Raw genomic sequence first — 26,931 nt, forward strand, 5'->3', positions numbered from 1 at the left:
GGGGCGTGCGTGAAGATCCCGGCCAATGCCGAGGAGCGAAGTATTCCGCGCAAGGCGCGGGTGGATTCCTATCTAGCCCGCCGCCGCCCAAGGGGCTGTGGGGCCTGCTGGCCAAACGCAGACCGCGTCCGGAATACGTGACCGTCACCAACGGCTGGTACCTGCCCAACGTGGTGAAACTGCATGTGCGCCTGGCGATCGGCGACATGCTGCTCTACGACTTCAACATCCCGATCAGCCAGGACCGGACCATGGTGAAGATCATCGGCTACCGCAATTTCTTCACCGGCGGCTGGGCCGACGAGAACGCCCGCAAACGTATCGAGAAGATCCTGGTCCAGGATCGGCCCGTGGTCGAATCGCAACGCCCGGAACTGCTGCCCTTCGATCTCGCCGACGAACTGCATGTCCGCAGTGACGCGCTCCAGGTGGCCTACCGTCGTCGCCGCGCCCAGCTGATCGCGCAGGGCTGGTGGGTCGGCGGCGACGACATCATCGCCACCGAGGGGCCACGGCGCAACGCGACCGTCATCGCCTCGCCCACTCGCCGCGACCACCCCGAATTGGCCAGTGCGTGGGTGCACAAGGCCCGCAATGGAGGTAAACCCGATGAGCCTGCCCGCCGCGCTCAGTGATCGCACGCTGGCGACACTGTCCGACGCCCTCGATCTGACGGTGACCCGGGACGTCGCCCTGACCAGTGCGATGTCACCCGAACCGGTCGGCAGGCTGCGCGTGCTACGCGGCGGCCCGATCGACAAGGCGGTGACGGTCTCTCTGGTCGTGCCGCAGATCGGCCTGGACAGCCACATGATCTTCGCGTTCACTGGAAGCGATTCGGCGATACCGCATTTCACCCTGGATTCGGTCACGTCGGCCGAGTACCACGCGATGCATCTGGATCTGGTCCCCCGGGCAGATCTGGCGGTGAATCTGGACTACCTGGACGAGGTTTTCGCACCCCTCACACCGTTACTCGAAACGGCATGGTCGACCGAAGGCATTTCACCAGCCGCAATCCGCCCAGGTCAGCGGGCCATGATGTCGCCCTGGATGCTGGTGTGCCGGGTCACACCCGAGGCTTTCGTCGCACTCGACGGCACCGTCGACAGCTATCTCGAACACTGGCTGACCCTGGTGGACAAGGGCATCGGCGAGGTCGACGCGGACCTGGCGGGTCGTGATCGCGCCAACCGCGCGAATCTCTTCGATCCCCGGGTCGATCCGGTGTGGGATCGGGTCACCCGGCTGATCGGTCCCGAGCAGTGCGATCTGGTGCGTGGAGAGTTGCTGGCATGAGCACCGCGGTCGAACCGCGTCGCTGGCAGCAGCGCATCACCGGCGAATGGGTCGGCAGGCCGTCGCTGTTCGACGCGCTGGGCACCTGGTGTGGATTCGAGAACATCCGCCGCTCCTCGGTGTTCCGCGACGGTGTCACCACCTACTACATGGACGGGGGCATCGAGGGCGGCGGCGCACTGGCCGGACGTTTCGCGCTGGCCGCGCCGTTCGCGTTCGGCGTCACCGATTCCGACGCCGATCGGCTCTACACCGGTCCCGATTTCTTCGGCGCGGGCCAGCCCTACGGCAGTTTCGTCGACGCCCAGTACTACGGGCCGGGCTGGCAGGTCAGCCTGAACACCTGGAACCAGACCATCAAGGACACCCAGGTGTATTCCTCGGTGCTGCGGCAGGGACCGGCGATGGTCGGGGTCTTCAACGGTCTCTACACGCGGGTCCCGGAACTGGTGCGGGACCATCTCGCGCACGAGACACGCTGCGGTGCGGTGCCTTTCATCCTGCCGTCCAAGGAGGTCAGCCGATACACCGGTGCATGCGAACTGTGGGGCGCGGACCAGCGACCGCTCGGGCCGGTACGGATGGAACTGGCGATCGACCCGGTGAATCTGCTCACCGCGCGGCACGAGATCACCTGGTCGGGCGCGATCGACTACGACTACCGCACGCTGGCGCGCCGCGACGGCGCCCGGTTGTTCTACGAAGGCCTCGACGGCTGGGGCAACGCGACCGCCTATGGGCGCGCCGACTATCCGCTGGTGCATTTCGCCGATGGAAAGCGGGCGCAGGGAAGGGAATTCGTCATGAACGCCGAACCGGGCATGGGTGCGGGCACCCGGATCGCCGTGGTCTACGAGATCTTCGAGCACAACCGCCTCGACGCGGTGCTGCACGGTATTCTGGAGCGGTCGTGAACGCCGTCAAGACCGTCGCGGTCACCGGCGGCACCCGCGGTGTCGGACTAGGGATCGCGCGCGCCCTGCTCGCGGCGGGTCATCGGGTCGCGGTCTGCGGCACCGATCCCGAGCGGATCGAGCGCGTGCGCGCCGAACTGCCCGACGAGGCACTGGTGATGGCCGCCGACGTCACCGATCGCGACCAGGTCCAGCGGTTCTGGGACGCGGGGTGCGAACTGCTCGGCCCCATCGACATCTGGATCAACAACGCCGGGATCTCGCACGACCGCGAGCGGGCGTGGGCACTGAGCGCCGTCACCTCGCAGGCGGTGGTGGAGACCAATCTGCTGGGCGCGATCCACGGTTGCGCGGTCGCGATCGCCGGGATGGCCGCGGGCGGCGGCGTGCACACCGACGCCGAGGGCAGCAGCTCGGATCTGCTCGGCACCTTGCTGTGCGGCGAGCCGCAGACCTTCAACGTGGCCGAACTGGACGCACTCGCCATCGGCTGGGCCGACGATTACCTGTCGGGCACCCCCACCTCGGAGTTCTACCCGGACGAGAGTTTCCGCCGGGTGGCCGCGGCGCCGGGCGAGCAGATCCTGCGCCCGTACTGATCGAGCGGTTCCACCGCGAACCGGTCGGCGTGGCTCGGTGCTACGCCTCGCGCCGACCGGCCGGATCAGCGGTGCGGCGTTGGGAAGTGCCGCGTTCGGCCACCACGATCGCGGCGAGCAACACGGCCTCGCCCAGATTGCCCAGCGGTGGCGCGGCGGCACCGGCGCCTGCCGCGACGAACATCACCAGCGCGCCGATCAGCAACGCGGCGTCGCCGCCGCGTCGCCATGCGATCGCCCCCGCCACGATCAGAACGACCACGACGATGAGGGCGGGCAGCGGGACGGCGGCCTCCTCTGGGGCGTAACGCACCGTGTCCGCCCAGGTGCGCACCGTCAGCCGCAGACCCCACACGTCGGCGACGAGGCCCCAGACGATCAGCGACGCGGTCACCGCCGCCGCGCCGCGCCGAATCCCCGGTCGGTCCGCGTATTTCCACGCGGCCCAGACCACGAGCAACGGGGTCAGTACCGCGTGGCCGAGGAACCGGAACCAACTCGCTGTCTCGAGCGCCTGCCCGGCTCCCACCACGGCCCCGAGCCCGAATATCGCCGAATCGTAGGCACATCCGAGGCCGACCGCCCAGATCAGCAGGCGACGGCGCACACCCGTGCCGGGTCGCCCGAGCGCGACCAGTGTCGCGACTTCGACGAGGGACAGCGCAACCAGTGCGACGGAGAACATCGCGCCTCCTTCCACAGCGCCGGACACGGCGGCCCGGCATCGAAGCAACGCGATCGAAGGCCACGCTACAAGGGAAACGGCCGTTTCTCCAGCCGTACCGATCGGTGCCTGTCGGCTGCGTCACGCCGGTCGCGAAATCCGATGAAACGTTCGTGTTTCGGAACGTTTTCGCACCTTGACACTCTCACTCCGCCACCGATTCAAATGAGCCCATTCCGAAACTGCGTTTCTCATAGCGGAACATGTCAGGAGGCAAGGTGACCGGACCATAGCATTGTCCGGCCGTCGATCGACTCGACCGCGCTCGCCTCGGCGTCGGCCACCGAACCCGACGCCAACCGGGCGACACGCTGCTCGCGTGGGCCCTCGCCGCGGGAGCGGCCGTCACGGGGCCCCGGTGGGCGGCGGGCAGTTGATCCTGATGTCCAAACCGATCGGCGGCGTCCTCGATATCCCGGGCGCGGTCGTCGGATATGTCGTCGTGACGGCGGCGCTGCTCGGATGCCTCACCGCTCTCGCCGTGCCGAGACTGTTCCGCCACACCGCCGCCCGCGCGGGCGCGTGGTCGGGTATCGGCGCGGGGGCGGCGCTGATCCTGGTCGCGGTCGCCGCCGAACCGATCTTCTTCACCGCGACGACGCTGGCCGCGGGCGCGCTCACCGGCATCGCCTACACCACCGGCCGAACGGCCTTCGGCGCACTCGGCGCGAACGCGCGCACCACCCGGCACGCGCTGAACTGGCTCGGTCTGCTCGGCGCGGCCACGCTGGCGCGACTGTCCTACGACGACCCGATGTCGGGGCTGATGGTGGCCGGGGTCGTGGCCGCCGGGCTCGGCGTGCTCGCGATACCGCTGGCCATGACCCCCGCGCCCGCCGCGCCCGTCACCGGCGGCACGACAGCGGCGGGTGCGGTCCTGCTCGGCTATGCCGCCGCCGGTCTGGCTCTCGGCGTGAGTTTCACTCCCGCACTGCATCTGCTGCTGTTCCGCTGGGAAGTCGTCGGGGTGGATCAGATGCCCGTCGTTGGCGCGGCGGCGGTCGCGGCCCTGGTGGCCGTGCTCGCACCGCTGCGACGGGTCTCGGTGGCGCTGATCCTGGTCGTCGCGGCCGGAGGGCCGCTGCTGTTCGCCCCCGGACCGTCGACCCTCGCGATCGGACTCGCGGTCACCGTGGCGGCCGCCGCGCGCGCGACACTCGAACTGGACCGGTCCACCGATCCCCGCGCCGTCCGGCCGACCGCCCTCGCCGTGTGCGCGGGCGGGCTCGGCGCCGTCGCCGGGCTCGCGGTCGCCGAGGCACTCGGCGCGATATTCGGCGCGGGGACGGCGCTCACGCTGACCGTCGTTCCCGTTCTGGCGATCGTCGCCGCATCGGTCATCGCCGGGTCGGTCGCGGCGGCGAAACCTCGCACCCAGTCCCCTGTTTCGGAAGGAGACCACTCGTGAGCACCTCCACGCGCGCCGCGCTGCGCCTTGCCGTCGTCGCTCCCCTGCTCGCCGCCTGCCTCGCCGCCGCGCCCGCGATCGGCCACGCCGCGCCCGCCGACACCGCGACCCTGCACGTCGGGACCGAGGACGGTGTGACCGAAGGTCAGCGGATCACCGTCCGAGGCAGTGGGTTCCGGCCCGGTCTCGCCGCCGTCGCGGTCGGGCTCTGCGAGCAGGGCTATACCAACGGGCTCACCGATTGCGATCTGGAGGGCGGCGCGACCTTCGTCAATATCGGCGCCGACGGAACGTTTCCGGAGCTGACGCTCACCGCCCGGTCCAAATTCCGCGATATCGACTGCGCCCAGCGGCAATGTGTCATCGCGGCCGCGCCGCTGCCAGGCAGCGAGCCGGAATCCATTCTCGCCGCCAACTCCGCCGTCGTGCTGATCGGATTCGCCGGAACGCGATTCCACGGCGGCACTGTGCAGACGCCGGTGGCCGCGAGCACTGCCACGGTCGAAGACCTGTCCGGCCCGTCGACACCGCTGTGGTTCGCCACCGCGGCGCTGCTGGCGATCATCGCGGGCCTGGCGCTGACCATTCACGCGAATCCGGTTCGGCGCCATCGCGGCGCTCACCTGCGCGGCGGCATTCGGCGCGACGGGTGTCGCCGCGGCGAGCCCGTATCTGTCGGTCAGTCAGACCGCCGGGGTCTCGCCGGGGCAGGCGGTGTATGTGTCGCTGAGCGGAATCGAGGGGATCCAGGGTTCGGTGGCGATCGGCCAGTGCAAGTCGCAGGTCTCGGGACCTGCTGATTGCAATCTGCCGGGCACCCTGCTCGGCAAGGCCGACGACGCGGGTAACTGGACCTCCAATTCCGGTACCGCCATCACTCTCGCGGCCAGTATCGGCGGTGTCGACTGCACCGCGTTCGACGGTGCCTGCATCGTCGCCGTCACCGCGCTCAACAATCCGTCCGCCATGATGGCGACCGTTCCGTTGAGTTTCGGATAGGCGCGGTATGACGACGACGCGATTACGCGCGGGCGCGGTCGTACTGCTCGGCGCGGGCCTGCTCGCGACGAGTCCGGTGGCGGCGGCCGATCCCGCGCTACAGGTCGAATCGCATACCGGGGTCGCGGTCGGCCAATCGGTCACCGTCACACTCGAAGGGCTGCCAGCGAATCTGCCGATGGTGGCCGTCGGACAGTGCAAACCGCTGATCAAGGGGCCGACCGACTGCAACCTGCCGACCGCGTTGATGGGTAGCGCCGACGCGGCGGGGGTGTGGAAGCCCAACGGCGGCAGCACATCCATCACCCTGGCCGCCGATGTCGGCGGCGTGGACTGCACGAGTGCGGCGGGCGCCTGCGCCATCGCCGTGACCAGCCTGACCGATCCCACCGCCACTCTGGCCGCGGTTCCGTTGACCTTCGGTAGCCCCGAACCCGCACCGGTCACCCGGGCGGCACCGGCGGCGGCCGAGGACGACTCGGACTACACGATGGTGATCGTCGGCGCGGTGACGGTCGCGGTGCTCGCGGGTCTGGTTCTGCTGGCGGTGCGACGGCGCGCGCGAGCGGAGTGAACGACAGGATCCCCGAGGTGCTCGTATCGCCTCGGGGATCCTGTTCGCATACTACCGGCGCGCGAGGTCCGGCGACGGCGGATCATTCCGGCATCAGACCGTGTTCCATCGCGAAGACGGCGGCGCCCGCGCGGGTACGGCGGCCGGTCTTGTCGTAGATGTGGGCGAGATGGTGGCCCACCGTGCGTTCGGACAGCACGAGTTCCGCCGCGATCAGGCGGTTCGAGAGGCCGCGGGCGGCGAGCCGGAGCACCTCCACCTCGCGCTCGGTGAGGCCGCAGGGATATTCGGTGCGCGGTTTCCGCAGGCCCGCGGCCTCCACGACCGCGGCGCAGGCCGCCGTGTCCAGCCGACCCGTCGTCGCCGCCGACATCAGGATCCCGGCCGCGGCGTCGGGCGAATGGGCGGGGCGGTACGGCCGGGCTTCGGTGAGAGCCGCGAAAACATCGGCGGCGGCGAGGATTCGGGCGGATTTGGACAGATCGTGGCCGCGTACGCCCCGGTGATATCCGCTGCCGTCGAGACATTCGTGGTGACCCGAGGCGATCTCACGCAGATCCGCCAGGCCGGGGCAGCGTTGCAGTACCCGATCTGTCCAGTACGTGTGCAGCCGGACGCGCTCCCACTCCCCCGCGCCGAGCGGTCCCGGGCGATCCCAGATCGCCGACGACACACCGACCCGGCCGATATCGTGCAGCATGGCCGCGGCGCTGAGGGTATCGATATCGGCCGCGCTCAGCCCGGACAGTTTCGCCGCGCCGTGCGCGAGGCCCGCGACGTGCGCCGAATGCCCCAGCAGCCAGCGGCCTTTCAGATCGACGACGACGGCGAGCGCCGAACACAGCTCCAGCCGTTCGGCGGGTCGGATGTACACCGGGACACCGGGCTCGGCGCGCATGACCGCGGCGAGCGCGTCCGGCACATCGAGGCAATCCCAGATCTCGCCCGCGGCGAACGCGGCGACCAGGTCCGGATCGAGATGCCCGCCCGCGCGCCGCCGCAGTTCGTCGACCGCGCCGCGCCTGCCAAGGTCCGTCGCGGCGAGCACCGCCTGCTCGGCGACGTGCACGATCCGGCCTGGCAGCGAAATATTCTCTCCCCCGAGGTGTTCGGGCTTTCCCAGACCGTCCCAGCGTTCCTTGACCTCGGTCAGCGCGAGCACCGCGGCGTCGGGCAGACCGAGCCGGGGTCCGAGGGCTCGGCTGACCTCGCACACCGAGCGGACCGCCGCCGAACCCTGTTCCGGCGTCATCTCCACGAGCCGCTCGCGCACCGCGGGCTGGAAACCGGGCGCCCAGGAGCCGAACTGCGCCAGCTGGGCGGCGTAGACCGGGGCGTCACCGGGGTCGAGCACGTGATAGGCGCGCTGGAAGGCGATGTCGTCGGCGAAGGACGCGGCGTTCTCCGAGGCCCGGCTGGTGCAGCCGATCGCGCCGAGCAGGGCGGCCTGGAAGACGACGCGCCGGTCGGGCTGATCCATGCCGATCCGCTCGGCCAGCGCGGTCGCCACCAGACAGGTCGCCAGCCCCTTCTCGAACGGGACTCCGGTGGCGAGATCGGTCGTCAACGACAGCGCGGCCAGCACTTCGGTGACCCGGATGGACGCGGGTGGGACACCGCCCGACCGAGCCGACCCCCGATGCTCGCTACCGGTGTCGAGATGGGGAGAAGCGCCAGTCACCCCCCTACCGTATCGCGGGCCGGCTCGGCCCGAATCACGCTGGCTGTCAAGCCCGTTGGACGGCCGCGCTCAGCGTCCGGCCAGGGTCGCCAGTGCCTGCCTGGCGCGGGGTGCGTGCAGCGGCGAGAAATGCGGGTTGATCTCCAGTGCGGTGGTCAGCGCGGCGGCGGCCTGATCCGCCCGGCCAAGGGCCGCCAGGATCATGCCTCGGTGATAGGCCAGTGACGCGCTGCGCCACCCGAGCGCCGCCGCCCGGTCCGCGTAGCCGAGCGCCTCGGCGTCGCGGCCCGCCTTGTGCAGCGACCACGCGAGCACATCCGAGGTGATCACGCTCTGCCTGCGGCCGAACTCCAGTTCCGCGAATCGCACCGCCTCGGTGGGATCGCCGTGTTCGGCCGCGAGGTGGGCGGCGTCGATATATTCGGTCACGCCCTGTTCCTCGAGCCGACGGAACCGCTCGGAGATCTCGTGGAAGACGGCGGCCGCCTCCTCCGGACGTCGCGCCGCTTCGAGCAGTTCACCCATCTCGATCAGGTATTCGGGCAGGGGCGCGGCGGCGGTCAGCGCTTGGTACATCTCGACGGCCCCGTCGAGATCCCCGCGCGCCGCGGTGACCTTCGCCATTCCCCGGCGCAGCGCCACGTTGTGCGGGGACGCCAGAAGACCTGCGCGGTACTCGCTTTCGGCCTGATCCAGGTTGCCGGTGTCGAACGCGAGTTCGCCGAGGTGGTAGCGGCAGAAGGCGATCTGGTCGGCGGTGGTCGCGGCGGTGAGCGCCATACGAAGTGCCGCCGCGGCGTCGTCGGTCCGGCCGTGCAGTTCCAGGTCGTAGGCGGCGCGGGTGAACGAGGGTACGCCCGGTCGTAGTTCGAGCATCCGCTGCACCGCCGCCGTCGCGGCGTCGGCCTCGCCGAGTTGGGTCAGCGCGTCGATCAGGACACCGTGGGCGTCGGCGCTGTTCGGTCGCAGCGCGAGCGCCCGCTCGCCGTAGTCACGCGCGGCGGTGAAATCGTGCAGGGCGTTGGCGAGCGCGCCGAACCCGATCAGCGCGTCGGCATTGTCCCGCGGTTTCAGCTCGATCGATCGGTCGAGCGCGCGTTGGGCCGCGCCGTAGTGTTCCGGATCCGCGGTTATCCGCGCCAGTTCGACGTAGGCGGCGCCCAGCGCCGCCCATCCGGTCGTATTACCCGGCACCCGATCCAACTGCTGTCTCGCCCGCGCGATCTCCGCGCGCAAGGGGGCACTCGGATCGGCGGCGACGGTTTCGACCGTCGGGGGACCGCCCGGCCACGCGACGGTGACACCGACGGCGGCGCCGATCAACCCGGCGAGCACCAGCAGGACGAGCAGAGGTGTGCGGAAAGTGCGAAAGAGATTGTCGGACATCATGAGTCCTCGAGTGGCAGGGGTACGGAGAGGTGCGGGCGGCGACATCGACTCGATGTCACCGCCCGCACCGGAATCAGCCGTTCGACGACGGGCTCGGCGCCCGACGCGACCGGCGGCGGATCAGCAGCAGTCCGCCGCCCGCGACGAGGACGCCCACACCGACCCCGGCGGCGACGAGCAGCACGGCCGACGTGTCGTCGTCACCGCCCTGCGGCATCGCGACGGAGGTGTTCGTCGTGTCGGCCGTCGACGAGGTCTGGCCGACGGCCTTGCCCCCGGTGGTCTTACCCGGTGACGGCAGCGCGACATAGGGGAAGCTCCCGGAGAACGCCGTGTCGTTGGCGTCCACCTTGTCCCCCGCGGCCAGCGCCTCGACCGGTTTGCCGGTCTGGGCCGCGCCGACCATGGCCTGCAAGGCGATATCGACGACGTCGTCGCTCAAGCGGCGACCGTTGGGGAATCCCTGGAGATCCCCGCCGACCACGCCCAACCGATTCGGTTTCGCCGTCACCGGCACCGACATGTTCAACCGCAGCATCTCCGACGGCTGGAACGTCGAGGCCTGCACGTCGGCGTTGAGGATCTGCGAATTCAGATCCGCCTGGATGGGCGGTGCGCTGCCGTCCAATGTCGGCGCCTTCTTGGCGATTCCGGTGAGGAAGATCTCCACCAGGTCGTTGCGCGGGCCCGCGGGGGCGGGCACCTTGTAGAGCGCTTCGATCAATTTCGGCAGTTCGGGATCGGTGACCCGGCGGACCACTTCGGGAATGGTCGCGTCCCTGCTCGGCGACAGGCTGTTGAACGCGTCCTTGAGCGCGACCGGGACGACCACCTCGTTCACGAGCGGGTTGCCCAGTCGCGACACCTGCACGAATTCGCCGACCGACGTGGCCGCGCCCGGGGTGAGTTGCAGTGTTTTGCGTTCGGTGTCGCTCCACACGCCGATCACCGGGTTTCGTGTCGCGTCGTTGCGCAGCGCGAGATCGCTTTTCGGCACTTGCAGCACCACGGTGTTGACGTTGGACGCGGCCAGCGTATCGGTGCCGACCTCGGACAGGTCCCCGCCGTAGAGCAGGTCGAACACCCGCAGGTCGAGGAAGAACGGGTCCTCGGCGGCGCCGACGTAGGCGGTTCCGCCGCCCGGCAGAGTCGTCGTCGCCTGTTTGCGCAGCGCGTCGTAGTCGGGCATCGATGCCTGCCCGGTGTAGGACGGCGCCACTCGACCGTGCGCGATCGGACGCCAGTCGTCGGCGCCCTGGCTGACCGACACCGTGTAGTTCTGCCGGAACAGCAGATTCTCGTCGTCCAGACCGGTCACCGGGCCGTTGTTGTAGAGGAAGGTGGTGCCACCGCGCCGATCGTCGGTGGTGAAGTTGACGCGGTAACTGAGATTCGGCTTGCCGTTGCCGTCGTTGTCGATATTGATGTCGTAGTTGGCGTCGGTGGCCCAGGGATAGAAATTCGGCCCGCCGTTGGGCTCCTGGAGCCCGAACCAGTTGGCGACGATCGTCACCGTATCCGGTTTGTCAGGACTGACGAACGCGTACACATCGGTGTTGTCCACCGCCGGATCGGCGGCGACCAGGGGCGCCTCGCGATGGCTGGACGCGCCCGCGATCGGCAGCGCGGGGCCGCCGACGGTCGCGAACGCGATGGCGGCGACACCCACGAGGACGCCGACGGTACGACGACGGGCGCCGTACCGAAGTTGATGAGACATGAGATTCCTTCGATCGGTGCGACAATCCTGCGCGGCGCGCAGTCGAGCACGGTCTGTCGGAAGTGTCGGCGGGCGAGGCTGTCCGCAATTCGCATTGCGTCTTCGAGCCTCGGTGAGCGTTTATGGAGACCGTGTCACCAATGGTGTACGTCGGTCCCGTCCCGTCGCATCGGTCGATCGACCTATCCGGCCGCGGTCCTATTTCGACGGCGTGAGGAGCAGGTAGGCGTAGTTGTGGTCCAGCTCGTTGCGCGGTACCAGCGACACCACTTCGGGTTCGAAGCCGTGCGCGACCGCCAGCTGCCAGAACGCGTCGATCGGAAAGATGGTCTGCGATGCCAGGTTTCGGGCGTAGTTGCGTTTGTGCGGTGCGCGGTCGGCGTTGTCGCGGTATTTGATCTGCACGAACATCACCCCCGACGGGCCGAGCAGTTCCGCGGCGATGTCGAGTATGCGGCGCGCGTACTCCTGGGAGGGCAGCAACTCGATCACGTAGAGGCACAGGAACAGGTCGCACGATCCGGGGCCGATCCGCTCGATGGCCTCCTCGGGATCGGCGACGTCGATCAGGACCGGCAGGAACGGTGTCTCGCACACCGCGCGGGTACGGCTCTCGCATTCGTCCAGGCTGGCCTGCACGACGTCGACGGCGATGAAACGATCCGCGTGCGGTGCGAAGGCGACGGCGTTCGCACCGCCGCCCGATCCCCATTCCACGATCGTGCCGATCGCCGGTTCCCGATCCAGCACCCGCGCCAGTTTGCCGAACAGGGCGAAATGGTCACGCCCGACCTGTTCCCACTGGTCGGGGATGCCGTCGCGCCAATGGGAGTTGCCTTCCCAGGCCCTGTCCGCGCGCGCCGACCAGTATTTCGCGGCCTCGGCGATCACCCGCTGTTCGGAAAATTTCGGCCCGATCCGGTCGAGCACATCCCGCCCGCGTGCCCGTAACCGCCGAACCGCATCCCCCGACCGGTCCTTCACCGCATACCTCTCAGTTCACTACCTCTTCGATGCGGCGCGTACCCCTCCGGTACCGGAACAAGCGCGTCATCCACCGTGCAGAGGCTGACTGTAGCTCGAGTTCCGCTCCGCGCGGGATTCCCCGGGCAGCCCGTCCGCACCGGTATCCCGCGCGACGGCCCACACGCACACGCGGTGAGCAAGCCGGATCTTTTCCGGGCTCCGGGCGAACACCGGGTGGTCGTCGCTGTCCGGTTCGTGACGGTTCGCGGACCGGTAGGTGAAATGGCCGTGCCCGGGGCGGCGGCGGGCTGCGGAGCCGGGTCGGGGGTGGCACCATATGCGTGGATCGACGAGTCCGACCCGGACCAGGGGGCCGACGCGATGGCGCGAACACGTACCGCCGGAACAGTTTCCGTGCCGCGCCGCCCGGCGCGCCCGGACCGGTCGATCAGTGTGTGGCTGACCGCCGTGGCGATCGCGTTGGGGGTGTTCCAGCTGATCGCACTGCCGCTGGGACTGCTGCCGCGCGATGCCGCCTGGGGTTGGACGTTGGTGCCGCTGACGCTGCTGACCACACCGTTCTGGTCGTTGATCCACGAGGCCGTACACGGCACGCTGACCGGGGAGCGCGGCCTCAACGACCGCTGCGGCCGAGTGCTCGCGGTGCTGTACGGCTCGCCGTTCGTCCTGCTCAAGGCGGGCCACCTGCTACATCACCGGTACAGCCGGACCCGGGAACGCGCCGAGATCTACGACCCGGCGACGACCACCTGGGGCCGTGCCGCCCTCGGCTACTACCCGCGGCTGTTCGGCGGACTCTATCTGCTCGAGGTCGCCGCGCTGCTGCTCGCGCTGTTGCCCGCCGCGGCGGTGCGCGAACTCGGCCGCCGACTCGACGCACCGGACACCGTGGCCGGGCCGATATTCGCCCGCGTCGGGCAACCCGGGGTACTGCGCCGGTTCCGCACCGACGCGGCCGCGATCGTGATCCTCTACGCCGCGGCGCTGCTCGCCTACGGCAGCCACTGCTGGATGCTGTTGGCGGCGTTGGGCGGACGAGCGGTGGTCATCTCCTGGTCCGACAACGCCTACCACTACGGCACCGACCTGGACGCGCCCCGCGACGCGCTGAACCTGCGGTTGCCACGACCGCTCGACGCCCTCGCGCTGAATTTCCATCTGCACGGCGTGCACCATCGTCATCCCGGTCTGCGCTGGTACGAACTGCCCGACGCCTTCCGCGATGGGGGCGGGAACTACGACCTCGGCTGGTTCACCGCGGCGGGACGCCAGATCCGAGGTCCCGTCGCGGCGAAATAGCCGTGCCGTCGATCAGCCGTTGTGGTGGCTCACGACGTCGAGAACCCAGACGACGCCGAAGCGGTCCTTCAGCATTCCGTAGGCGGGCGCCCACTGTGCCGGACCGATCGGAACGACGACGGTCGCCTCCTCGGACAGCCCTTTCCAGTACTCGGTGACCTCCTCGACCGTGTCGCCGCGCACCGAGACGAAGACCGAATTCGCGCCCTGGTCGTAGGGCATCGCCGCAGGAACGTCATAGGCCATGACGTGAAAGCCGTTGTCTGCGAGCACTTGCCCCCACATCACCTGTTCCGCCTCGGGCCCGTCCTGGGCCGCGCCCGCGTCGCCGTAGGTGACGGCGGCGAGGTCGCCGCCGAAAACGGACCGGTAGAACTCGAGCGCGGCCCTGGCATCACCGCGGAAGTTGAGGTGTGTGGTGGTGGTGACGGACATCATCGATTCCTGTCGTCGAAGGGATATTTCCCGGCGTGGTCACCGGCTCGTGTCGCCGTCGCGGCGACACGGGACAACGGTCGCAGCAGAAGAGGCCAGAATGTGTCCGCTACTCGGGGCAGTATCGGAGATATGCCGAAAACGTCCGCGCGACTGCTGTCGCTGCTCTCGCTGCTCCAGATGCGCCGCGACTGGCCGGGGGCAGTGCTGGCCGAACGTCTCGACATCAGTCCGCGCACCGTGCGCCGCGACGTGGACCGGCTGCGGGAACTCGGCTATCCGATCGTGGCGAGCAAAGGCCCGGACGGCGGGTACCGGCTCGCGGCGGGAACGGAACTACCGCCGCTGCTGTTCGACGACGAACAGGCCGTCGCCCTCGCCGTCGCCCTGGGGACCGCGGCTGTCAGTGGTGCCGGTATCGAGGAGGCGGCGGCCCGGGCGCTGGAGACGGTGCGACAGGTCATGCCCGCGCGGTTGCGCCACCGGATCGACGCGGTCCACTTCGCCACCGTGGATCGCCCGGCCGCCCCAGTGGCCGACGCCACCGTGCTGATGGCGTTGAACGCGGCGGTCGGAGCCCGCGAAGTGCTGCGTTTCGACTACGCTCCCGCGTCCGCGGCGCGCGCGGATGCCCTCGAGGTGGCACCACCGCGTCGGGTGGAACCCCATCGTGTCGTCACCCGGGATGGTCGCTGGTATCTGCTCGCGTGGGATCTCGATCGCGACGACTGGCGTATCTTCCGCGCGGACCGGGTCGTGCCGCGCGTTCCCACCGGCCCGCGTTTCACCCCGCGCGAGGTGCCGGGCGGGGATGTCGCCGCGTTCGTGACCGGCAGATTCAAGGGGTCCGACGGCGCGGGTGACTGGCCGTGCCGTGGCGAGGTGATCCTCGAACTGCCCGCGTCCACCGTCCTGGAATTCTCCCGCGAGGCCGTCGTCGATGAACTCGGCCCGCACCGCTGCCGGGTGGTCCTCGGCTCGTGGTCCTGGCCCGGCCTGGCAGCCGAAATCGCCGGGTTCGACGCCGATTTCGAGATCGTCGGTCCGGCCGAACTCACCGCCGCGTTCGCGGATCTGGCCCGCCGCTTCGCCGACGCGGCGGCCGAAAGCCGGGCACCGACCCGGGCGCTCAGCCGAAACTCATCACGGCCCCCGACCCGGATTTCGCGGCGTACACGAAGAACCTGACCCGCTCCGTGTAGTTCTCCCCCAGGTAGCCCAGGCCGATATCGTCGCCGTCCCGTTTCCAGATCGGCGGATAGATATCGCGTTCATCCATGTCGACGGCGTCGAAATGCGCGGCGAGCGTGGCGAACGGTGTGGACTTCAATGTCGCGGCGGTGGCACTCACCAGCGCCGGTGACCACGCGTAGAGCTCCCCGTCCTCGCCGAGCGCTTCCCCGTCGACGAACAGGTCGACGCCCACCCCCGCCCGCGTGAACAGGTAATCCAGCCCGGCCCAAGCCTTGTCGATGTATCCGCTGGGTCCGCGCTTACCGGAGTCGCTCTCGTGCAACAGTTCCCACGCCGAATCCGGTGCCGCGACCAGTCGCGCGAGTTGCGCTTCCGTCACCGCCGTGAACGAGACGACCATACCCATGCGACACTTCCGATCTCCGTGCTCGAGCCGATACGCCCGCACGGTATCGCCCGCGACCGACAGGTTCTCCAACACCGGGAACCGCTGGACCGGACCCAACTCCCCGGCGACCCGCGCCCGCGCCACGCGACGCGCCCGGAGCACACCACCGCACATCCGCGACTCACCGCGATCACGTCGCCGCCCGGTCCTCGGAATCACCGAATAGTGTGCGCGCGCTCCCTGGACACTCGGTCCACGGAATCGTCGGCGATCGCGCCGTCCCCACCGGATCGAGATTCGGACGTTCGCCGGGCAGGAACCAGCACAGGGCGATGCCGAGCGCGGCGACGGTGGCGAAAACCGCGGTGGCGGTACGGAGATTGGCGACGAAATGCGCGAGGTCGACCTGCCCGATAGCGCCGAGGGTTCCGTCGATGGCGGCGCGGCGCGCGGATTCGCTCAGGCCCGCGGTGCCGAGGGCCAGAGCGAGGGCCGAACTGACCAGGGTGCCCAGGTTCTGCGATGTCGAGCGCAGGCCGTTGGCGATGCCGCGGCGTGCGGCGGGAGCGGCCAGCATCAGGGCGTTGGTGCTCGGTGTCATGAACAGCCCGTTGCCCGCGCCGATGACGAACAGGAACGGTGTCACCGCCCAGAGCGAATTCGCGTCGTCGGTCATGGTGGCCGCCAGACCGATCAGGCCGATCAGACTGGCGGCCATACCGGTCGCGGTGAGGATTCTCGGGCTGTAGCGCGTGGTCAAGGCGGCGGTCAGCGCGGCGGCGAGCACGGTGCCGAGCGCGACCATGACTCCTGCCCGCACGGGTGTCAATCCGCCCGCCTGCCCGTAGAGCGAGACGAGCACAACCACCGCGTTGGTGGCGACGGCATTGGCGATCACGGCCGTCAGGGCGACGGCGATCGTCGGCAGCCGGAAGAGCCCGATATCGATCAGTGGGTGTTCGCGTCGCCTCTGGACGACGACGAACGCGACGAGAAGAACCACCGCCGCGACACCGCACACCCGCACCAGGCGGGGGTCGGCCTCCGCCGTCGTGGTCAGTGCCAGCACGGTCACGGTCAGCGCGAGTGTGGACAGGGCCGCGCCCGCGAGGTCGAAACGTTCACGCCGCCTGCGAGTCCGGTCCGGGCGCGGAATGAACAGCAGCGACATCACCAGGGCGAGCAGGCCGATCGGCGCGCAGACCAGGAAAAGTCCGCGCCAGCCGAACAGCGCGGTGGCCGCGCCGCCGACGACCGGACCCGCGACCTGCGCGGTCGCCGCGATGGTGACGTTCCAGCCGAGCGCTCGGCCCAGATCGGCGGCGGGGAAGGTGTCGGTGAGCAGCGCGGTGTTGTTGGTGACGCAGGCCGCCGCCCCCATACCCTGCACTATCCGCGCCGCGATCAACATCTGTGGTGAGACCGACAGCGCGCACAGGCCGGTGGACAGGGTGACAGTGCCAGGCCCGCCAGGTACAGGCGGTGGCGGCCGATGATGTCGGCGAGTCTGCCGAATACCAGGATCAGCGCCGTGGTGACGAGCAGATAGCTGCGCAGGATCCAATTGGCCTGTGTGGCATCGGCTCCCAGCTCGCGCGCGATGGTCGGCAAGGCCACGCTCAGGCCGCTGATATTGAGGAACACCGCGACGACGCCGATGCTGGTCGCCACGAAAACCCGCCAGGGGCGAGCGGTGGCGGACGCCCCCGGGCTGACGGCCCGCACCGGTCAGGCCCGGTAACGACGGAGGTAGGCGCCGCGTGGTTCGCCGACGACCCGGCCCGCACGACAGATGTGATGTCCGCGCAGGAAGACATCGGTCACTCTGGCGCTCATGTCGAAACCCTCGAAGGGGGTGTATTCCTGGGCGGAGTCGGAATCGCCCGCCCGCACGGTCCATTGCGCGTCGGGATCGACGAGCGCGATATCGGGGCAGCACGCGTGATCGCTGACGACCCAGTCGATCTCGCCCGCGAGCAGATGCCGCCCGCGAGTCCGGTCTCGTGGGCGAGGTAGGAGGCCATCGTGATCGCGAGACCTTCCGAATGCGGTGGTCGCGACGCGCTGTAGGCGCGCAGCCCCGTCAATACCCCTTCGCGCTCGACCATCTCGGTGTAGGCGGCCATGATCTCGGCGGTCTCGCAGTGCAGCGACAGCGAGATCCGGTCACCGAAGCGGGCGCGGGCCCGTGCGAGTGCGCGCATGACGAATTCGAAATGCGCGAGGTCGTAGCGTTCGCCGGGACCGATCATCAGGAATTCGGCCTGGTCGTCGGAGCGCCCGTGTAGGCCATGGCCGCCGTAGAACATGAAGATCTTGAACGAGGTGATGCCGAATTCCTCGACCAGCGAAGGGATCTCGTCGATGTGTTCGGCGGTCATCGGGGCCAGGTGCAGGGCGTAGTCGACGAAGGAGCGCCCGGCCATCGCCTCGAGTACGATCGGCACGCGTCGGTGGTGGGGTCGCCCGGGCGCACCACGCGGGCGTTTCGAATCACCAGATCGGTCTGCGACACCTTGTACTCCGTTTCTCTCTGCGAAACTCGATTTCCGAAACATGGTCGTTTCAGTCAAATGAGCAGTTGGTCAATGCCCTATGTCATCGGAATGTTTCGCATTGGGAAACTATCCGGGAGCAGCAGCCGCTCTGCTGCCGCCACCGCATGTACGGGCCGAACGGCCCGGCCGCACTACCGACGGGTGGCGTCGGCCCACGCGCCGATCGAACGCGAACGCACCGGCTCGACCAGCTTGGGCGCGACGCTCCGCGGATACCCCGGACCCCAATTGGTGGCATCGCCCGACATGACCACGCGGGCGTTGTCGGTGTACCAGTCCACGAGGTCGGCGTCGGATCGCACCAGCCAGGCGCACCCGCGCTCGGCGTCGGCGGTGAAATCTCCGTGCCGGATCCGCGGCGGGCGCCAGAAATAGGCGCCGGGCCACATCTTTCCGTAGTTGTAGTCGAATCCGCCGGAGAGGCAGTATGCCTCCTCTGCACGGGTGATGGGCCAGCGGCACTTCCCGCCAGCCGGGTTTGGCCTTGATCAGACGGCTGTAGAACCCGGTCGTCACGTCACGATGCAGCAGCTTGATGTACAGGCCGGGCACCGGCGTCCCCCCGGAGATCGAAGCGCATCGGACTGCCGTCCTTGACATCGATCCACGGCATCTCGGAGGTGTGCAGGACGACGAGTTCCTGGTCGGGGCGGACGAATTCGCGATCCTGTTCGGCGAGGTCGAAATGCCAGTCGCCGCCTTCGCGGAACAGCAGGATCTCGGTGCCGTCGGTGACGGTGATCGGGGGTGTCAGCACGCCGATCGGCGCGTTCCAGAAACCCTCCGGCCCGAGTTCGGTGTCACCGATCGTGACGCTGCCCGACAGCACGAACCATTCGGTCCCGGCGTGATGCACACCGGCGGGCCGAGACCAGTCGCTGGTGAATCGCACCTCGAGCGAGGCCGAACCGTCTTCCTCGTCGTAGCTGAGGTTGCGCTGCTCGGCGATGCCGTCGGCGTGCTGGAACACGGCGTTGTGCCAGATCAGATCTTTTTCGTCGATCAGTTCGACATGGGGTCGCATGCCGTTCTCCTCGCGGACTGCGTTCCTTTTCCGATACGGAACGTAGCAATTATCATTTTCGAATACAAGATGTATCGTTAATTTCGTGACCAGACCCGGCCGCCCCACCGGCCCTTCCGCCGACACCGAGGAGATCGTGCTCACCGCCGCCCTCGAACTGCTCCTCACCGAGGGCGCCGTCGCCCTGACTCCGGCGCGGCTGCACACCGTCACCGGGGTGGCGAGGACCACGGTCTACCGGCACTGGCCGACACCGCGGGATTTCCTCGCCGCGCTCATCGCCGTCGCTCCCCATCCCCCGGTCCGGCCGACCGGCGACCTCGCCGCCGATCTGCACGCGGAAGTGGACGGACTGTGTGATCGCCTGCGCGACAAGCCTGTCGACGCCTTCCTGCGCGCGCTGGTCACCGCCTCGGCGACCGATCCCTCCTGCGCCGAACTGCGCCGCCGCTACGTCGGTGACCTGTTCGCGCCGTTCCACGCCGCGTTCCACGCGCACGGCGTACTCGACGACGCCGATATCGAGGAAGCCGCCACCGCGATCGTGTCGCCGCTGCTGGTCGACGCCCTGCTGCTCGACCACCCGATCGACCGCGAACGCGCACACCGTGCCGTCGAGCGCGCCCTGACCCCGACATCCGTCCGACATCTCGAGGAGACCGGCCCATGACCAACGCGGTAGGCACGCGAGCGGTATTCGGAGTGATCGTGCCGAGCACGAATACCGTGGTGGAACACGACTATTGGCGCGCGGGCCTGGACGGTGTCAGCTACCGCGCCGGTTCGATGTACATCCCGAATCCGGTCATGGGCGACGACGAGGATTTCACCGCCCTGCTCGGACAGATCCGCGGTTCCATCGACACCGCCGTCCGCGATGTGCTCACCGCCGAACCCGACCGCATGGTCATGGGGATGTCGGCGGAGACGTTCTGGGGTGGTGTCGCGGGCAACGAATCGTTCAACGCAGGCTGCGCGAACGCACCGAGATCGACAGTGCTGACGCCGACGCCGTCGTCCAGGTCGGCACCAATCTGTCCTTCGTCGCGCAGGCCGACCGGCTCGAGGCCGAACTCGGCAAGCCGGTCATCGCCATCAATGCCGCGACGCTGTGGCACGCCCTGCGCGAGCACGGCTTCGACGACCGGCTCGCCGAAGGGGCGGGGACGCTGTTGCGGGAACACTGAATTCCGCGCGGCCGGGGGGCTCGCGGCGTCCCGGCAGGGTGGCCGTCGAGCCGGGTCACCGCCGTCGTCGCGGCGACGCTCGTACCGGCTGCCGCGCCGTCCACCGGCCGATGGATCGCCGCGGGCAAGAAGCGATCCTGAACCGCTACGGTCGGATCCGGTCACCAGATCGGTGCCGGATCCGACCGCCGCGCTACTTCTTCACATTCGGATTGAACTTGTTCGTGTAGAGCTTGGCCGGATCGAACGGGCCGGTGATAGCGCCGGTGTCGCGCAGCCAGCTCTCCCACCGCAGGAGATCGGCGTCGGCGATGACGCCGTTGACGGCGGGAACGCCGACCGACAGCCAGTACTTCACCGACGACGTGTCCTCTCCCGCACGCTTGCGCTTCTCGATGATCTGAGTGAACCGCGCGATGACCTCCTCACGCGGGGTGACCCGCAGCCATTCGATCGCCTTGGCGACCCCACCGACGAACGCCTCGACACTCTTCGGGCTCTTACCGATGAAGTCGTCGCGGAAAACGTACTGGCCGCCGTTGAAGGCGCCGAACAGTTCGTAATCGGTGAACACGGCCCGCAGTCCGCCGTTCGCGACGGCACGCTGCTGGAACTGTCCCGACAGACCCGCGACATCGACCTGCCCGCGCCGCACCGCGTCCTCGGTGTTGGGCGGCGGCAGCACCACCAGCTGCACCGACTTGATCTGCTCCTCGTCGAGCCCGCTCTTCTTCAGCACGTCGTGGACGTCGGCCTCGGCCTGACCGCCCAGGGTGTTGACCCCGATCTTCTTGCCGAGCAGATCTTTCGGCGTCTTGATCGGACTGTTCTCGGGCACGTAGAAGCCGGTGAAGGTCTTCTCGTCGGAACCGTAGTAGTTGATCACCGCGGTGATCGGAGCGCCCGCCTGACCGAGTTTGGCCACCGCGCCACCGAACGCGCCACCGAAATCGACCTGACCGGTCGCCGCCGACTGGATGTCCTGCGGTCCGCTGATGGTGTTGCCCTGCCATTCGAGCTTCACCTTGTTCTCGAAGTAACCGAGATCCTCGGCCAGTTCGGGAATGACGACCTGCGAGGCCCAGCCTTGATACCGCAGCACCGGCACACCGCCGGACTCGCGGACCTCACTCCCGCCGCCGCACGCGGTCAGCAGCATCGCCGCGACGGCGGTGACGACCGCGGGTATCAGGAACCTGCTGTGCGCTCTCACTCGAACTCTCCTCGGACTTCGGCGGCGCGCGTTCGCGTCGCGGTACCGAGAGCCTGGGGCACACGTTCTTCCAGGTACAGGGTTGTCATCGGTCCGATTCGAACCACCCGCGACCTCACCGCACGGGGTTCGTCGCTGTGACGATCCGGGTTCGGTTATTCGGTGTCGGCGAAGGGCCAGCGCGTCAACCGATCTCGCGCCCGCGATTCGTAGGGCCGCGCGCCGAGCGCCCGCGCGCGGTGCATCGCGGCGACCACTTCCGCGCGCGCACCCGCGCGGCCGAGCATGCCGCGGGCGGTGCCGCGGTAGAGACCCGACGGTCCGAGGCAGACCAGGCCGGGCCACTGCACGATCAACGTCTCGCCCCATCCCGCGGTCAGCGGCGCCAGGACGGCGGCGAATTCGACCACGCGGTCACGACGGTCCGGGGCGTGCCGACCGACCACGAGCAGCGCCTCCAGCAGCAACGGCACCCGGACGACCAGTCGCGGCCCGTGCAACCGCCCCGGCAGGGCGACGACCTGCTCGATCAACCGCATGGCGCGTTCGTGATCGCCGATCTCGGCGGCGGCCATCGCGACGACGATCGCGAAATCCTCGTCGAAATCCTCGGCCATGCGATCGGCGTCGGCCAGCGCCTCGCGCAGGCGGCCCCGATGCCACAGTTCGATCGAACTACTGGTCAGCAGCGAGGCCTCGGCGAGCAGCCGGGCCGGACCGTCGACGGCGCCGAGTCCGTCAGCGAAGGTCGTCATCAGCGTGCGCGACTGCTCGTAGTCGCCACGCAGCACGGCGAGCATCACCTGCCACCACAGCTGGGTCGCCGCGAGATCGGTACCGCCGTCGGCGGCGAGCCGGGTGAATTCGGCCGAGAGCCGCCGGACCAGCCGCATATCCCCCGACTCGAGCGCGCAGACGCGGCGCAGATGGATCGCCGTCGCCAGCGCTTCGCGATCGTGGCCGGCGAGTTCCTCCAATTCCTCGGCGATCACCCGACGCTCGGCGACCGTGGTCGGCTCCCAGGTGCAGATGAATTCGGCCAGGCGCACCTGCCGCCACGACCTGCGTCCCGGGGCGCTGCGCGAACGCGCGTCGGCCAGCACCTCGAGATCGCCCGCGGCGCCGTGGATCGCGCGGTCCGCCGCTTCGATCGCCTCCACCTCGGCGACGAGATCGGCGTCCAGATCCTGCCGATGGGCCAGCGCTCGCGCCCGCAGTGCCGACGAACCCGTCTGTACCACACCGTATCCGGAGAAGTAGCCGGCGACCCCGCGCGGTGCGGCGAGCAGCGCGGTGCGTGCCAGCGCGGTGCGGTCGTCGCGTTCGGCGCAACGTCTGCCCGCGCGATCGAAGGATTCGGCGGCGGAGTCGTAGTGGCCGAGCCGGTGGTGCGCCTGTCCGGCGAGGCAGTCGAGTTCGACGAGGAGTTCGGCGTCGCCCGGCTCGGCGTGCCGGATGCCGCGCGCCGCGAAATCGGCGCAGTCGCTGACCGCGTCGCGGCGCAGCGCGTCCCGTGCCGCCGTGGCACATGCCAGCGCGGCGGCGCGGTCGATCGAATCGAGGGCGGCGGCACTGCGGTGCAGCGCGGCGGACGCGGTGTCGTCGGGGCGCGAGACCGCCAGTGTGTCCGCGATCCGCCGATGCAGCGACGCCTTCCTGACGGCGCCGAGCCCGGAGACGACGACGTCGCGCACCAGTTCGTGCCCGAAGCCTATCGTATGGTCTGTCACCGAGACGATCTGCGCGGCAACGAGTTCGGCCACCCCCTCATCGAAACGCGGTGTGCCGTCGGCGGCCGCGGCGAGCCCGAGGGAGGCGCGAACGCCCAGAACGGCCAGCAGTTCGGCGAGTTCGCGCACGGCTTCGGTGACGGCGCCCAGTTTCGCCTCGGTGATCGCGGTGACCGCGCCGGTTCCGTGAACGGGGCGACCGGCGCGCACGAGATCGCACAGTTGCGCCGCGATGAACGGACTGCCCAGACTCGTGCGCACGATGTCGGGGTGCGCGGTGGCACCGACATCGCCGAGTTCGGCGCGGACGAACTCGGCGACGGCCGCGTCGGACAGCGGCGCGAGGTCGACGGTGACGTGCGTGCCCGCGGCGCGCAGAGACTGCACCGCGGTGGCCGTTTCGGCGGGCAGCGCTTCGCCGCGGACCGTGAGCAGCAGCAGGATCGGGTGCGCGCGCAGCACCCGCACGGCGGCGGCGATCATTCGCACCGAATCCGGATCGGCCCACTGCACGTCATCGATGACCGCGACCATCCGGCCGGTCTCGCGGGTGATATCGGCGAACAGGGCCGCGAGCGCGCGCGGGGTCGGGATATCGGGGACCACACGGCCCGACAGTGCCGCCTGGTCCAGCCACGGTGTCAGGGTCGCCAGCGGCTGGGCGCCGAAACCGCCGACGGCGGCGGTGAAGTAGGCCGCGCCGCCGTGGCGGCGCACCGCGTCCTCGACCACGGCGGTCTTGCCGATCCCCGGAGCGCCGCGCACCGTCACCACGGTCAGTCCCCGCCGAGACCGCCGCCACGCCCGATCGAGAACCGCCGCGATATCGCCGCGGCCGTACAGCGCCGTGACCGCGTCGACCGTCGGCGCGGCCGAGACCGTGCGGATCTCGGTCTCCACCCGGACGGTGTCGGCGCAGGGGTCGAGTCCGAACTCCGCGCGCAGCGAACGGCGCAGCCGGACCATCACATCGAGCGCTTCCGAGATCCGGCCGCAGTCGCGCAGCGCGAGCGCGAGCAGCCGGGCCGTGCCTTCCCGGAACGGATGCCGCTCGCGTTCGTCGGCGAGCAATGTCACCGCGTGCCTGGCGCGGCCGAGCACGATCAGGGCTTCCGCGCACAGTTCGACGAGTTCGGACCGCAACTCGTCGAGGCGGGCGCGTTCGGGCGCCAGTTCCGCGACATCGTCGACATCGGACAGGGCGTCACCGCGCCACAGGCCGAGTGCCTGGTCGAGCAGTTCGACCGCGCGCCCGATATCGCCGTCCGCGACGGCGGCCCGCGCGTCGCGCGACCACACGTCGAGCAGGTCGAGGTCGGTACCCGATCCGTCGCATCGCAGCACGTAGCCGTTGGTGTCGGTGTCGATGCGCAAGTCGGGCAGCGGTTTCAACGCCCTGCGCAACCGCGAGACATAGCCCTGCAACGTGACCAGCGCGCTGTCGGGCGGATTTCCGCGCCACAGCAGTTCGCACAGATACCCGGCACTGCGCGTGGTGCGCTCGGCGGCGAGGATGACGAGCAGTTCCGCGTGTTTTCGCGCGGGAACCGCGATCCGGACACCGTCGGGGCCGCTCACCTCCAGCGGCCCGAGCACCGCGATCGCGGGCCGGACCCGCGCGACGTCGCCGGACAAGGCACGCACCAGCGTCACACCAGCGCCCTCGCCGATCCTCGGCTCATGACAACCACGAACGAACTCCTGCCGACACCGACCACCACCGACGACCGGGCGTGCACGGGCAGCCCGTCCGGCGAAACTGTACTGCGAATGTGCGGCGCCGCGTTGACCATCGGCGGCGCACTGTGCGTCGCGGGTGGCACCCTGCATCCGATCGTCGCGGGTAAAGGGCATTCCGTCGAGGCATTGACCAGTCCGGGAACACCGATCGCGCAGACCCTGCTCGGCCTCGGCACCGTGCTGCTCGTGCTCGGCCTGCCCGGTATGTACGCGTGGCTGCGGCCTCGACTCGGCCCGGCCGGTTTTCTCGGCACGCTCACCTATCTGGTCGGCAATATCGTCACCGCCACCGGACACCTGACCGTCGAATTGTTCGTCGCCTACCCGTTCGCGTCCGATCCGGACACCGCGCATCTGATCGCCGACAACGACAACATGATCGACTCGACCGCGTTCATGCTGTTCAACACCGTCGGCGGACTGGTGATGCTGGCCGGAATGGGTCTGCTCGGCGCGAGCCTGTTGCGCAATCGCGCGGTGCCGCGCTGGATCGCGGTGCTGACCCTGCTCGGCATGGTCGGCTTCTTCCTGCCGATTCCCGCGACGGCCGGACTGTCCGGGTTCATCTACGAAGCGCCGCGCGGTATCGCCGTGGCCGCACTCGGTGTCCTGATGATGCGCAGACCGCGCGGCTTGCGCCGGTGGGCCGCGCGTCCGTGACAGCCGTGACAGCCGTTCTCATCCCGTGCCGGTGAGAACGGCGTCGGCTCGCGAGCCGAGACCGCCGAGATAGTCCACCGTGCGATCCAATGCCCACACCTCGCCGATCTTGTGCGCGATATCGAACAGATTGCCTCGTGCACGCGACGGTCCCGATCACCGACCGCGTCTTCGACCACGATGGGCACGAATCCGTGCTGCAACGCGTCCAACGCGGTCGCGCGGACGCATCCGCTGGTGGACAGCCCCGCGATCAGCGCCGTGTCGACGCGCTTGGCGGTGAGATAGGAGTGCAGGGTGGTGCCGAAGAACGCGCTCGGATAGCTCTTGTTCACCCGGAATTCGTCCGCGTTCGGGGCGAGTCCCTCGATGAAATCGGCGAACGGACTGCCCTCGCAGAACGCGACGAGACCACCGGACTTGCGGAAGAAATGGCCCGCGTCGGCGCCGTCGGCGCGCAGCCTGACCTCGGTGATCACGACCGGGATTCCGGCCCTGCGCGCGGCGGCGAGCAGTGCGCGCATCGCACGGACCGGCTCGTCGACCCCGGCGTAGAGCGAGCAGCCGGGATCGACGTACGCGCGGGCCGGGTCGACGAGAATCAACGCGGGCCTCGTGCCCGGGGTGAGTTCGCCGCCGAATCCGGCGGTGGCGTAGTCGGCGGCGAGGTCGTCGGGAACCGGCATGGCGGATCACTCCCTCTCGGTGGGGCGATGAATCGGATGGGCGATGACCTCGAAGGTATGCACGGCATGTTTCCCCCCGGAACCGATCGGGTAACGGACGCTCCGCAGGAGCGAAGTCGGCATTCGGGCTACGATGACGTCTCATCGTTCGGGTCGATCGTCGAAGGAATATGGAATGGCGCGCAAGGTCACCGTTGAGCTGGTCGATGATTACGACGGCAAATCCGAGGCTCAGGAGACCGTGCGTTTCGCCGTGGACGGCGTGGACTACGAGATGGACCTGTCGGTACTCAACGGCGCGCGACTACGCGGCATCTTCGAACAGTGGACGCCCCACGCCCGCAAGGCTGGCCGGGTGCCGCGCGGCGAGAGCGGCTCCGGGCAGGCCACCGATCGCGAGCAGGCCCAGACCATTCGCGAGTGGGCGCGAAGCAACGGCATGGAGGTCTCGAGCCGTGGCCGGATCTCGGCGGAGGTCGTCGAGGCCTATCAGAAGTCGAACGCGTAACCGGGTCGTCGTCGC

The 26,931-nt window shown here is 69.2% G+C and carries 28 protein-coding genes and 1 pseudogene; 13 read left to right on the top strand and 16 right to left on the bottom strand.

All coding sequences use genetic code 11. From position 1 onward, the window contains the following. The first annotated feature begins 5 nt into the window (after positions 1–5). Genes OG225_RS18755 through OG225_RS18770 form a run of 4 tightly spaced genes read left to right on the top strand, consistent with a single transcriptional unit; the run spans position 6 to position 2,812 of the window. Positions 6–635 carry a hypothetical protein gene (locus OG225_RS18755; RefSeq protein WP_405182852.1) on the top strand — a complete coding sequence of 210 codons (630 nt, stop codon included), beginning with the start codon at positions 6–8 and terminating at the stop codon, positions 633–635. Continuing rightward, positions 610–1,299, top strand: a complete 690-nt coding sequence (locus OG225_RS18760) for a hypothetical protein (RefSeq protein ID WP_405182853.1) — start codon at positions 610–612, stop codon at positions 1,297–1,299. Before OG225_RS18755 ends, OG225_RS18760 begins: the two co-directional genes overlap by 26 nt. Next, positions 1,296–2,213 carry a hypothetical protein gene (locus tag OG225_RS18765; protein WP_405182854.1) on the top strand — a complete coding sequence of 306 codons (918 nt, stop codon included), beginning with the start codon at positions 1,296–1,298 and terminating at the stop codon, positions 2,211–2,213. The genes OG225_RS18760 and OG225_RS18765 overlap by 4 nt, the downstream gene beginning before the upstream one ends. Next, positions 2,210–2,812 (top strand): SDR family oxidoreductase, encoded by a 603-nt coding sequence (locus tag OG225_RS18770; RefSeq protein ID WP_405182855.1) that lies wholly within the window; start codon positions 2,210–2,212, stop codon positions 2,810–2,812. The genes OG225_RS18765 and OG225_RS18770 overlap by 4 nt, the downstream gene beginning before the upstream one ends. A gap of 40 nt (positions 2,813–2,852) precedes the next feature. Here OG225_RS18770 and OG225_RS18775 read toward each other — a convergent pair whose 3' ends face one another. Next, positions 2,853–3,497, bottom strand: coding sequence for a hypothetical protein (locus tag OG225_RS18775; RefSeq protein WP_405182856.1), 645 nt, complete (start codon positions 3,495–3,497; stop codon positions 2,853–2,855). Positions 3,498–3,918: 421 nt separating this feature from the next. On the opposite strand from OG225_RS18775, the gene OG225_RS18780 reads away from it, so the two are divergent. The 4 genes from OG225_RS18780 to OG225_RS18795 are packed head-to-tail and all read left to right on the top strand — an operon-like array spanning position 3,919 to position 6,517. Further along, complete coding sequence (locus OG225_RS18780; RefSeq protein ID WP_405182857.1) at positions 3,919–4,944, top strand: hypothetical protein; 1,026 nt, start codon at positions 3,919–3,921, stop codon at positions 4,942–4,944. Further along, entirely contained in the window at positions 4,941–5,744 is an 804-nt protein-coding gene (locus OG225_RS18785) for a neocarzinostatin apoprotein domain-containing protein (protein WP_405182858.1), read from the top strand. The genes OG225_RS18780 and OG225_RS18785 overlap by 4 nt, the downstream gene beginning before the upstream one ends. Further along, positions 5,665–5,943: a hypothetical protein gene (locus tag OG225_RS18790; RefSeq protein WP_405182859.1), complete on the top strand. Its 279-nt coding sequence runs from the start codon at positions 5,665–5,667 to the stop codon at positions 5,941–5,943. Before OG225_RS18785 ends, OG225_RS18790 begins: the two co-directional genes overlap by 80 nt. Positions 5,944–5,950: 7 nt before the next feature. Then, complete coding sequence (locus tag OG225_RS18795) at positions 5,951–6,517, top strand: neocarzinostatin apoprotein domain-containing protein (protein ID WP_405182860.1); 567 nt, start codon at positions 5,951–5,953, stop codon at positions 6,515–6,517. An 82-nt stretch (positions 6,518–6,599) separates the two neighbouring features. Here OG225_RS18795 and OG225_RS18800 read toward each other — a convergent pair whose 3' ends face one another. From OG225_RS18800 to OG225_RS18815, 4 genes are all read right to left on the bottom strand, one after another. Next, complete coding sequence (locus OG225_RS18800; protein WP_405182861.1) at positions 6,600–8,198, bottom strand: HD domain-containing phosphohydrolase; 1,599 nt, start codon at positions 8,196–8,198, stop codon at positions 6,600–6,602. Between the two features lie 69 nt (positions 8,199–8,267). Beyond that, complete coding sequence (locus OG225_RS18805; RefSeq protein ID WP_405182862.1) at positions 8,268–9,587, bottom strand: tetratricopeptide repeat protein; 1,320 nt, start codon at positions 9,585–9,587, stop codon at positions 8,268–8,270. Positions 9,588–9,660: 73 nt separating this feature from the next. After that, entirely contained in the window at positions 9,661–11,307 is a 1,647-nt protein-coding gene (locus OG225_RS18810; protein WP_405182863.1) for a DUF4331 domain-containing protein, read from the bottom strand. A gap of 198 nt (positions 11,308–11,505) precedes the next feature. Next, positions 11,506–12,291 (bottom strand): class I SAM-dependent methyltransferase, encoded by a 786-nt coding sequence (locus OG225_RS18815; protein WP_405182864.1) that lies wholly within the window; start codon positions 12,289–12,291, stop codon positions 11,506–11,508. Positions 12,292–12,600: 309 nt separating this feature from the next. Between OG225_RS18815 and OG225_RS18820 the strand changes: the two genes are divergently transcribed. Then, entirely contained in the window at positions 12,601–13,593 is a 993-nt protein-coding gene (locus OG225_RS18820) for a fatty acid desaturase (protein WP_405182865.1), read from the top strand. A gap of 12 nt (positions 13,594–13,605) precedes the next feature. Here the strand turns inward: OG225_RS18820 and OG225_RS18825 are convergent, their stop codons facing one another. Then, a complete protein-coding gene (locus tag OG225_RS18825) occupies positions 13,606–14,031 on the bottom strand; it encodes a VOC family protein (RefSeq protein ID WP_405182866.1) in 426 nt (141 codons plus the stop codon). Positions 14,032–14,160: 129 nt separating this feature from the next. On the opposite strand from OG225_RS18825, the gene OG225_RS18830 reads away from it, so the two are divergent. Beyond that, positions 14,161–15,216, top strand: coding sequence for a helix-turn-helix transcriptional regulator (locus OG225_RS18830; protein WP_405182867.1), 1,056 nt, complete (start codon positions 14,161–14,163; stop codon positions 15,214–15,216). Here the strand turns inward: OG225_RS18830 and OG225_RS18835 are convergent. From OG225_RS18835 to OG225_RS18860, 6 genes are all read right to left on the bottom strand, one after another. Beyond that, complete coding sequence (locus OG225_RS18835; protein WP_405182868.1) at positions 15,158–15,772, bottom strand: YfbM family protein; 615 nt, start codon at positions 15,770–15,772, stop codon at positions 15,158–15,160. The two genes, OG225_RS18830 and OG225_RS18835, sit on opposite strands and share 59 nt — an antisense overlap. 28 nt (positions 15,773–15,800) lie before the next feature. Continuing rightward, a complete protein-coding gene (locus OG225_RS18840) occupies positions 15,801–17,021 on the bottom strand; it encodes an MFS transporter (RefSeq protein WP_405182869.1) in 1,221 nt (406 codons plus the stop codon). Continuing rightward, the gene (locus OG225_RS18845) at positions 17,015–17,281 is read right to left on the bottom strand and encodes an MFS transporter (protein ID WP_405182870.1); all 267 of its coding nucleotides are present in this window, start codon (positions 17,279–17,281) and stop codon (positions 17,015–17,017) included. The genes OG225_RS18840 and OG225_RS18845 overlap by 7 nt, the downstream gene beginning before the upstream one ends. A gap of 161 nt (positions 17,282–17,442) precedes the next feature. Then, positions 17,443–18,057, bottom strand: a complete 615-nt coding sequence (locus OG225_RS18850; RefSeq protein WP_405182871.1) for a hypothetical protein — start codon at positions 18,055–18,057, stop codon at positions 17,443–17,445. A gap of 242 nt (positions 18,058–18,299) precedes the next feature. Then, positions 18,300–18,557 carry a hypothetical protein gene (locus tag OG225_RS18855; RefSeq protein ID WP_405182872.1) on the bottom strand — a complete coding sequence of 86 codons (258 nt, stop codon included), beginning with the start codon at positions 18,555–18,557 and terminating at the stop codon, positions 18,300–18,302. 128 nt (positions 18,558–18,685) lie between these two features. Continuing rightward, the gene (locus OG225_RS18860; protein WP_405182873.1) at positions 18,686–19,192 is read right to left on the bottom strand and encodes a DUF4437 domain-containing protein; all 507 of its coding nucleotides are present in this window, start codon (positions 19,190–19,192) and stop codon (positions 18,686–18,688) included. Between the two features lie 85 nt (positions 19,193–19,277). On the opposite strand from OG225_RS18860, the gene OG225_RS18865 reads away from it, so the two are divergent. Then, complete coding sequence (locus tag OG225_RS18865; RefSeq protein ID WP_405182874.1) at positions 19,278–19,862, top strand: TetR-like C-terminal domain-containing protein; 585 nt, start codon at positions 19,278–19,280, stop codon at positions 19,860–19,862. Positions 19,863–19,962: 100 nt separating this feature from the next. On the opposite strand, the gene OG225_RS18870 is transcribed toward OG225_RS18865, so the two are convergent. The 3 genes from OG225_RS18870 to OG225_RS18880 form a co-directional block, all read right to left on the bottom strand. Further along, positions 19,963–20,376 carry a hypothetical protein gene (locus tag OG225_RS18870; protein ID WP_405182875.1) on the bottom strand — a complete coding sequence of 138 codons (414 nt, stop codon included), beginning with the start codon at positions 20,374–20,376 and terminating at the stop codon, positions 19,963–19,965. Between the two features lie 196 nt (positions 20,377–20,572). Then, positions 20,573–21,592: an ABC transporter substrate-binding protein gene (locus OG225_RS18875; RefSeq protein ID WP_405182876.1), complete on the bottom strand. Its 1,020-nt coding sequence runs from the start codon at positions 21,590–21,592 to the stop codon at positions 20,573–20,575. A 155-nt stretch (positions 21,593–21,747) separates the two neighbouring features. Then, positions 21,748–24,975 carry a BTAD domain-containing putative transcriptional regulator gene (locus OG225_RS18880; protein ID WP_405182877.1) on the bottom strand — a complete coding sequence of 1,076 codons (3,228 nt, stop codon included), beginning with the start codon at positions 24,973–24,975 and terminating at the stop codon, positions 21,748–21,750. A gap of 27 nt (positions 24,976–25,002) precedes the next feature. Here OG225_RS18880 and OG225_RS18885 point away from each other — a divergent pair, with 27 nt between their 5' ends. Continuing rightward, positions 25,003–25,722 (top strand): hypothetical protein, encoded by a 720-nt coding sequence (locus tag OG225_RS18885; protein WP_405182878.1) that lies wholly within the window; start codon positions 25,003–25,005, stop codon positions 25,720–25,722. An 18-nt stretch (positions 25,723–25,740) separates the two neighbouring features. Here OG225_RS18885 and OG225_RS18890 read toward each other — a convergent pair. After that, a pseudogene (locus OG225_RS18890) lies at positions 25,741–26,408 on the bottom strand (isochorismatase family protein). Between the two features lie 175 nt (positions 26,409–26,583). Between OG225_RS18890 and OG225_RS18895 the strand changes: the two are divergent. Then, positions 26,584–26,916 (top strand): Lsr2 family protein, encoded by a 333-nt coding sequence (locus tag OG225_RS18895; RefSeq protein WP_216908752.1) that lies wholly within the window; start codon positions 26,584–26,586, stop codon positions 26,914–26,916. Positions 26,917–26,931: the final 15 nt, after the last annotated feature.

Origin of the sequence: Nocardia sp. NBC_01377 (assembly GCF_045040005.1) — a bacterium.
In the GTDB taxonomy this organism is placed as follows: Bacteria; Actinomycetota; Actinomycetes; order Mycobacteriales; family Mycobacteriaceae; genus Nocardia; species Nocardia noduli.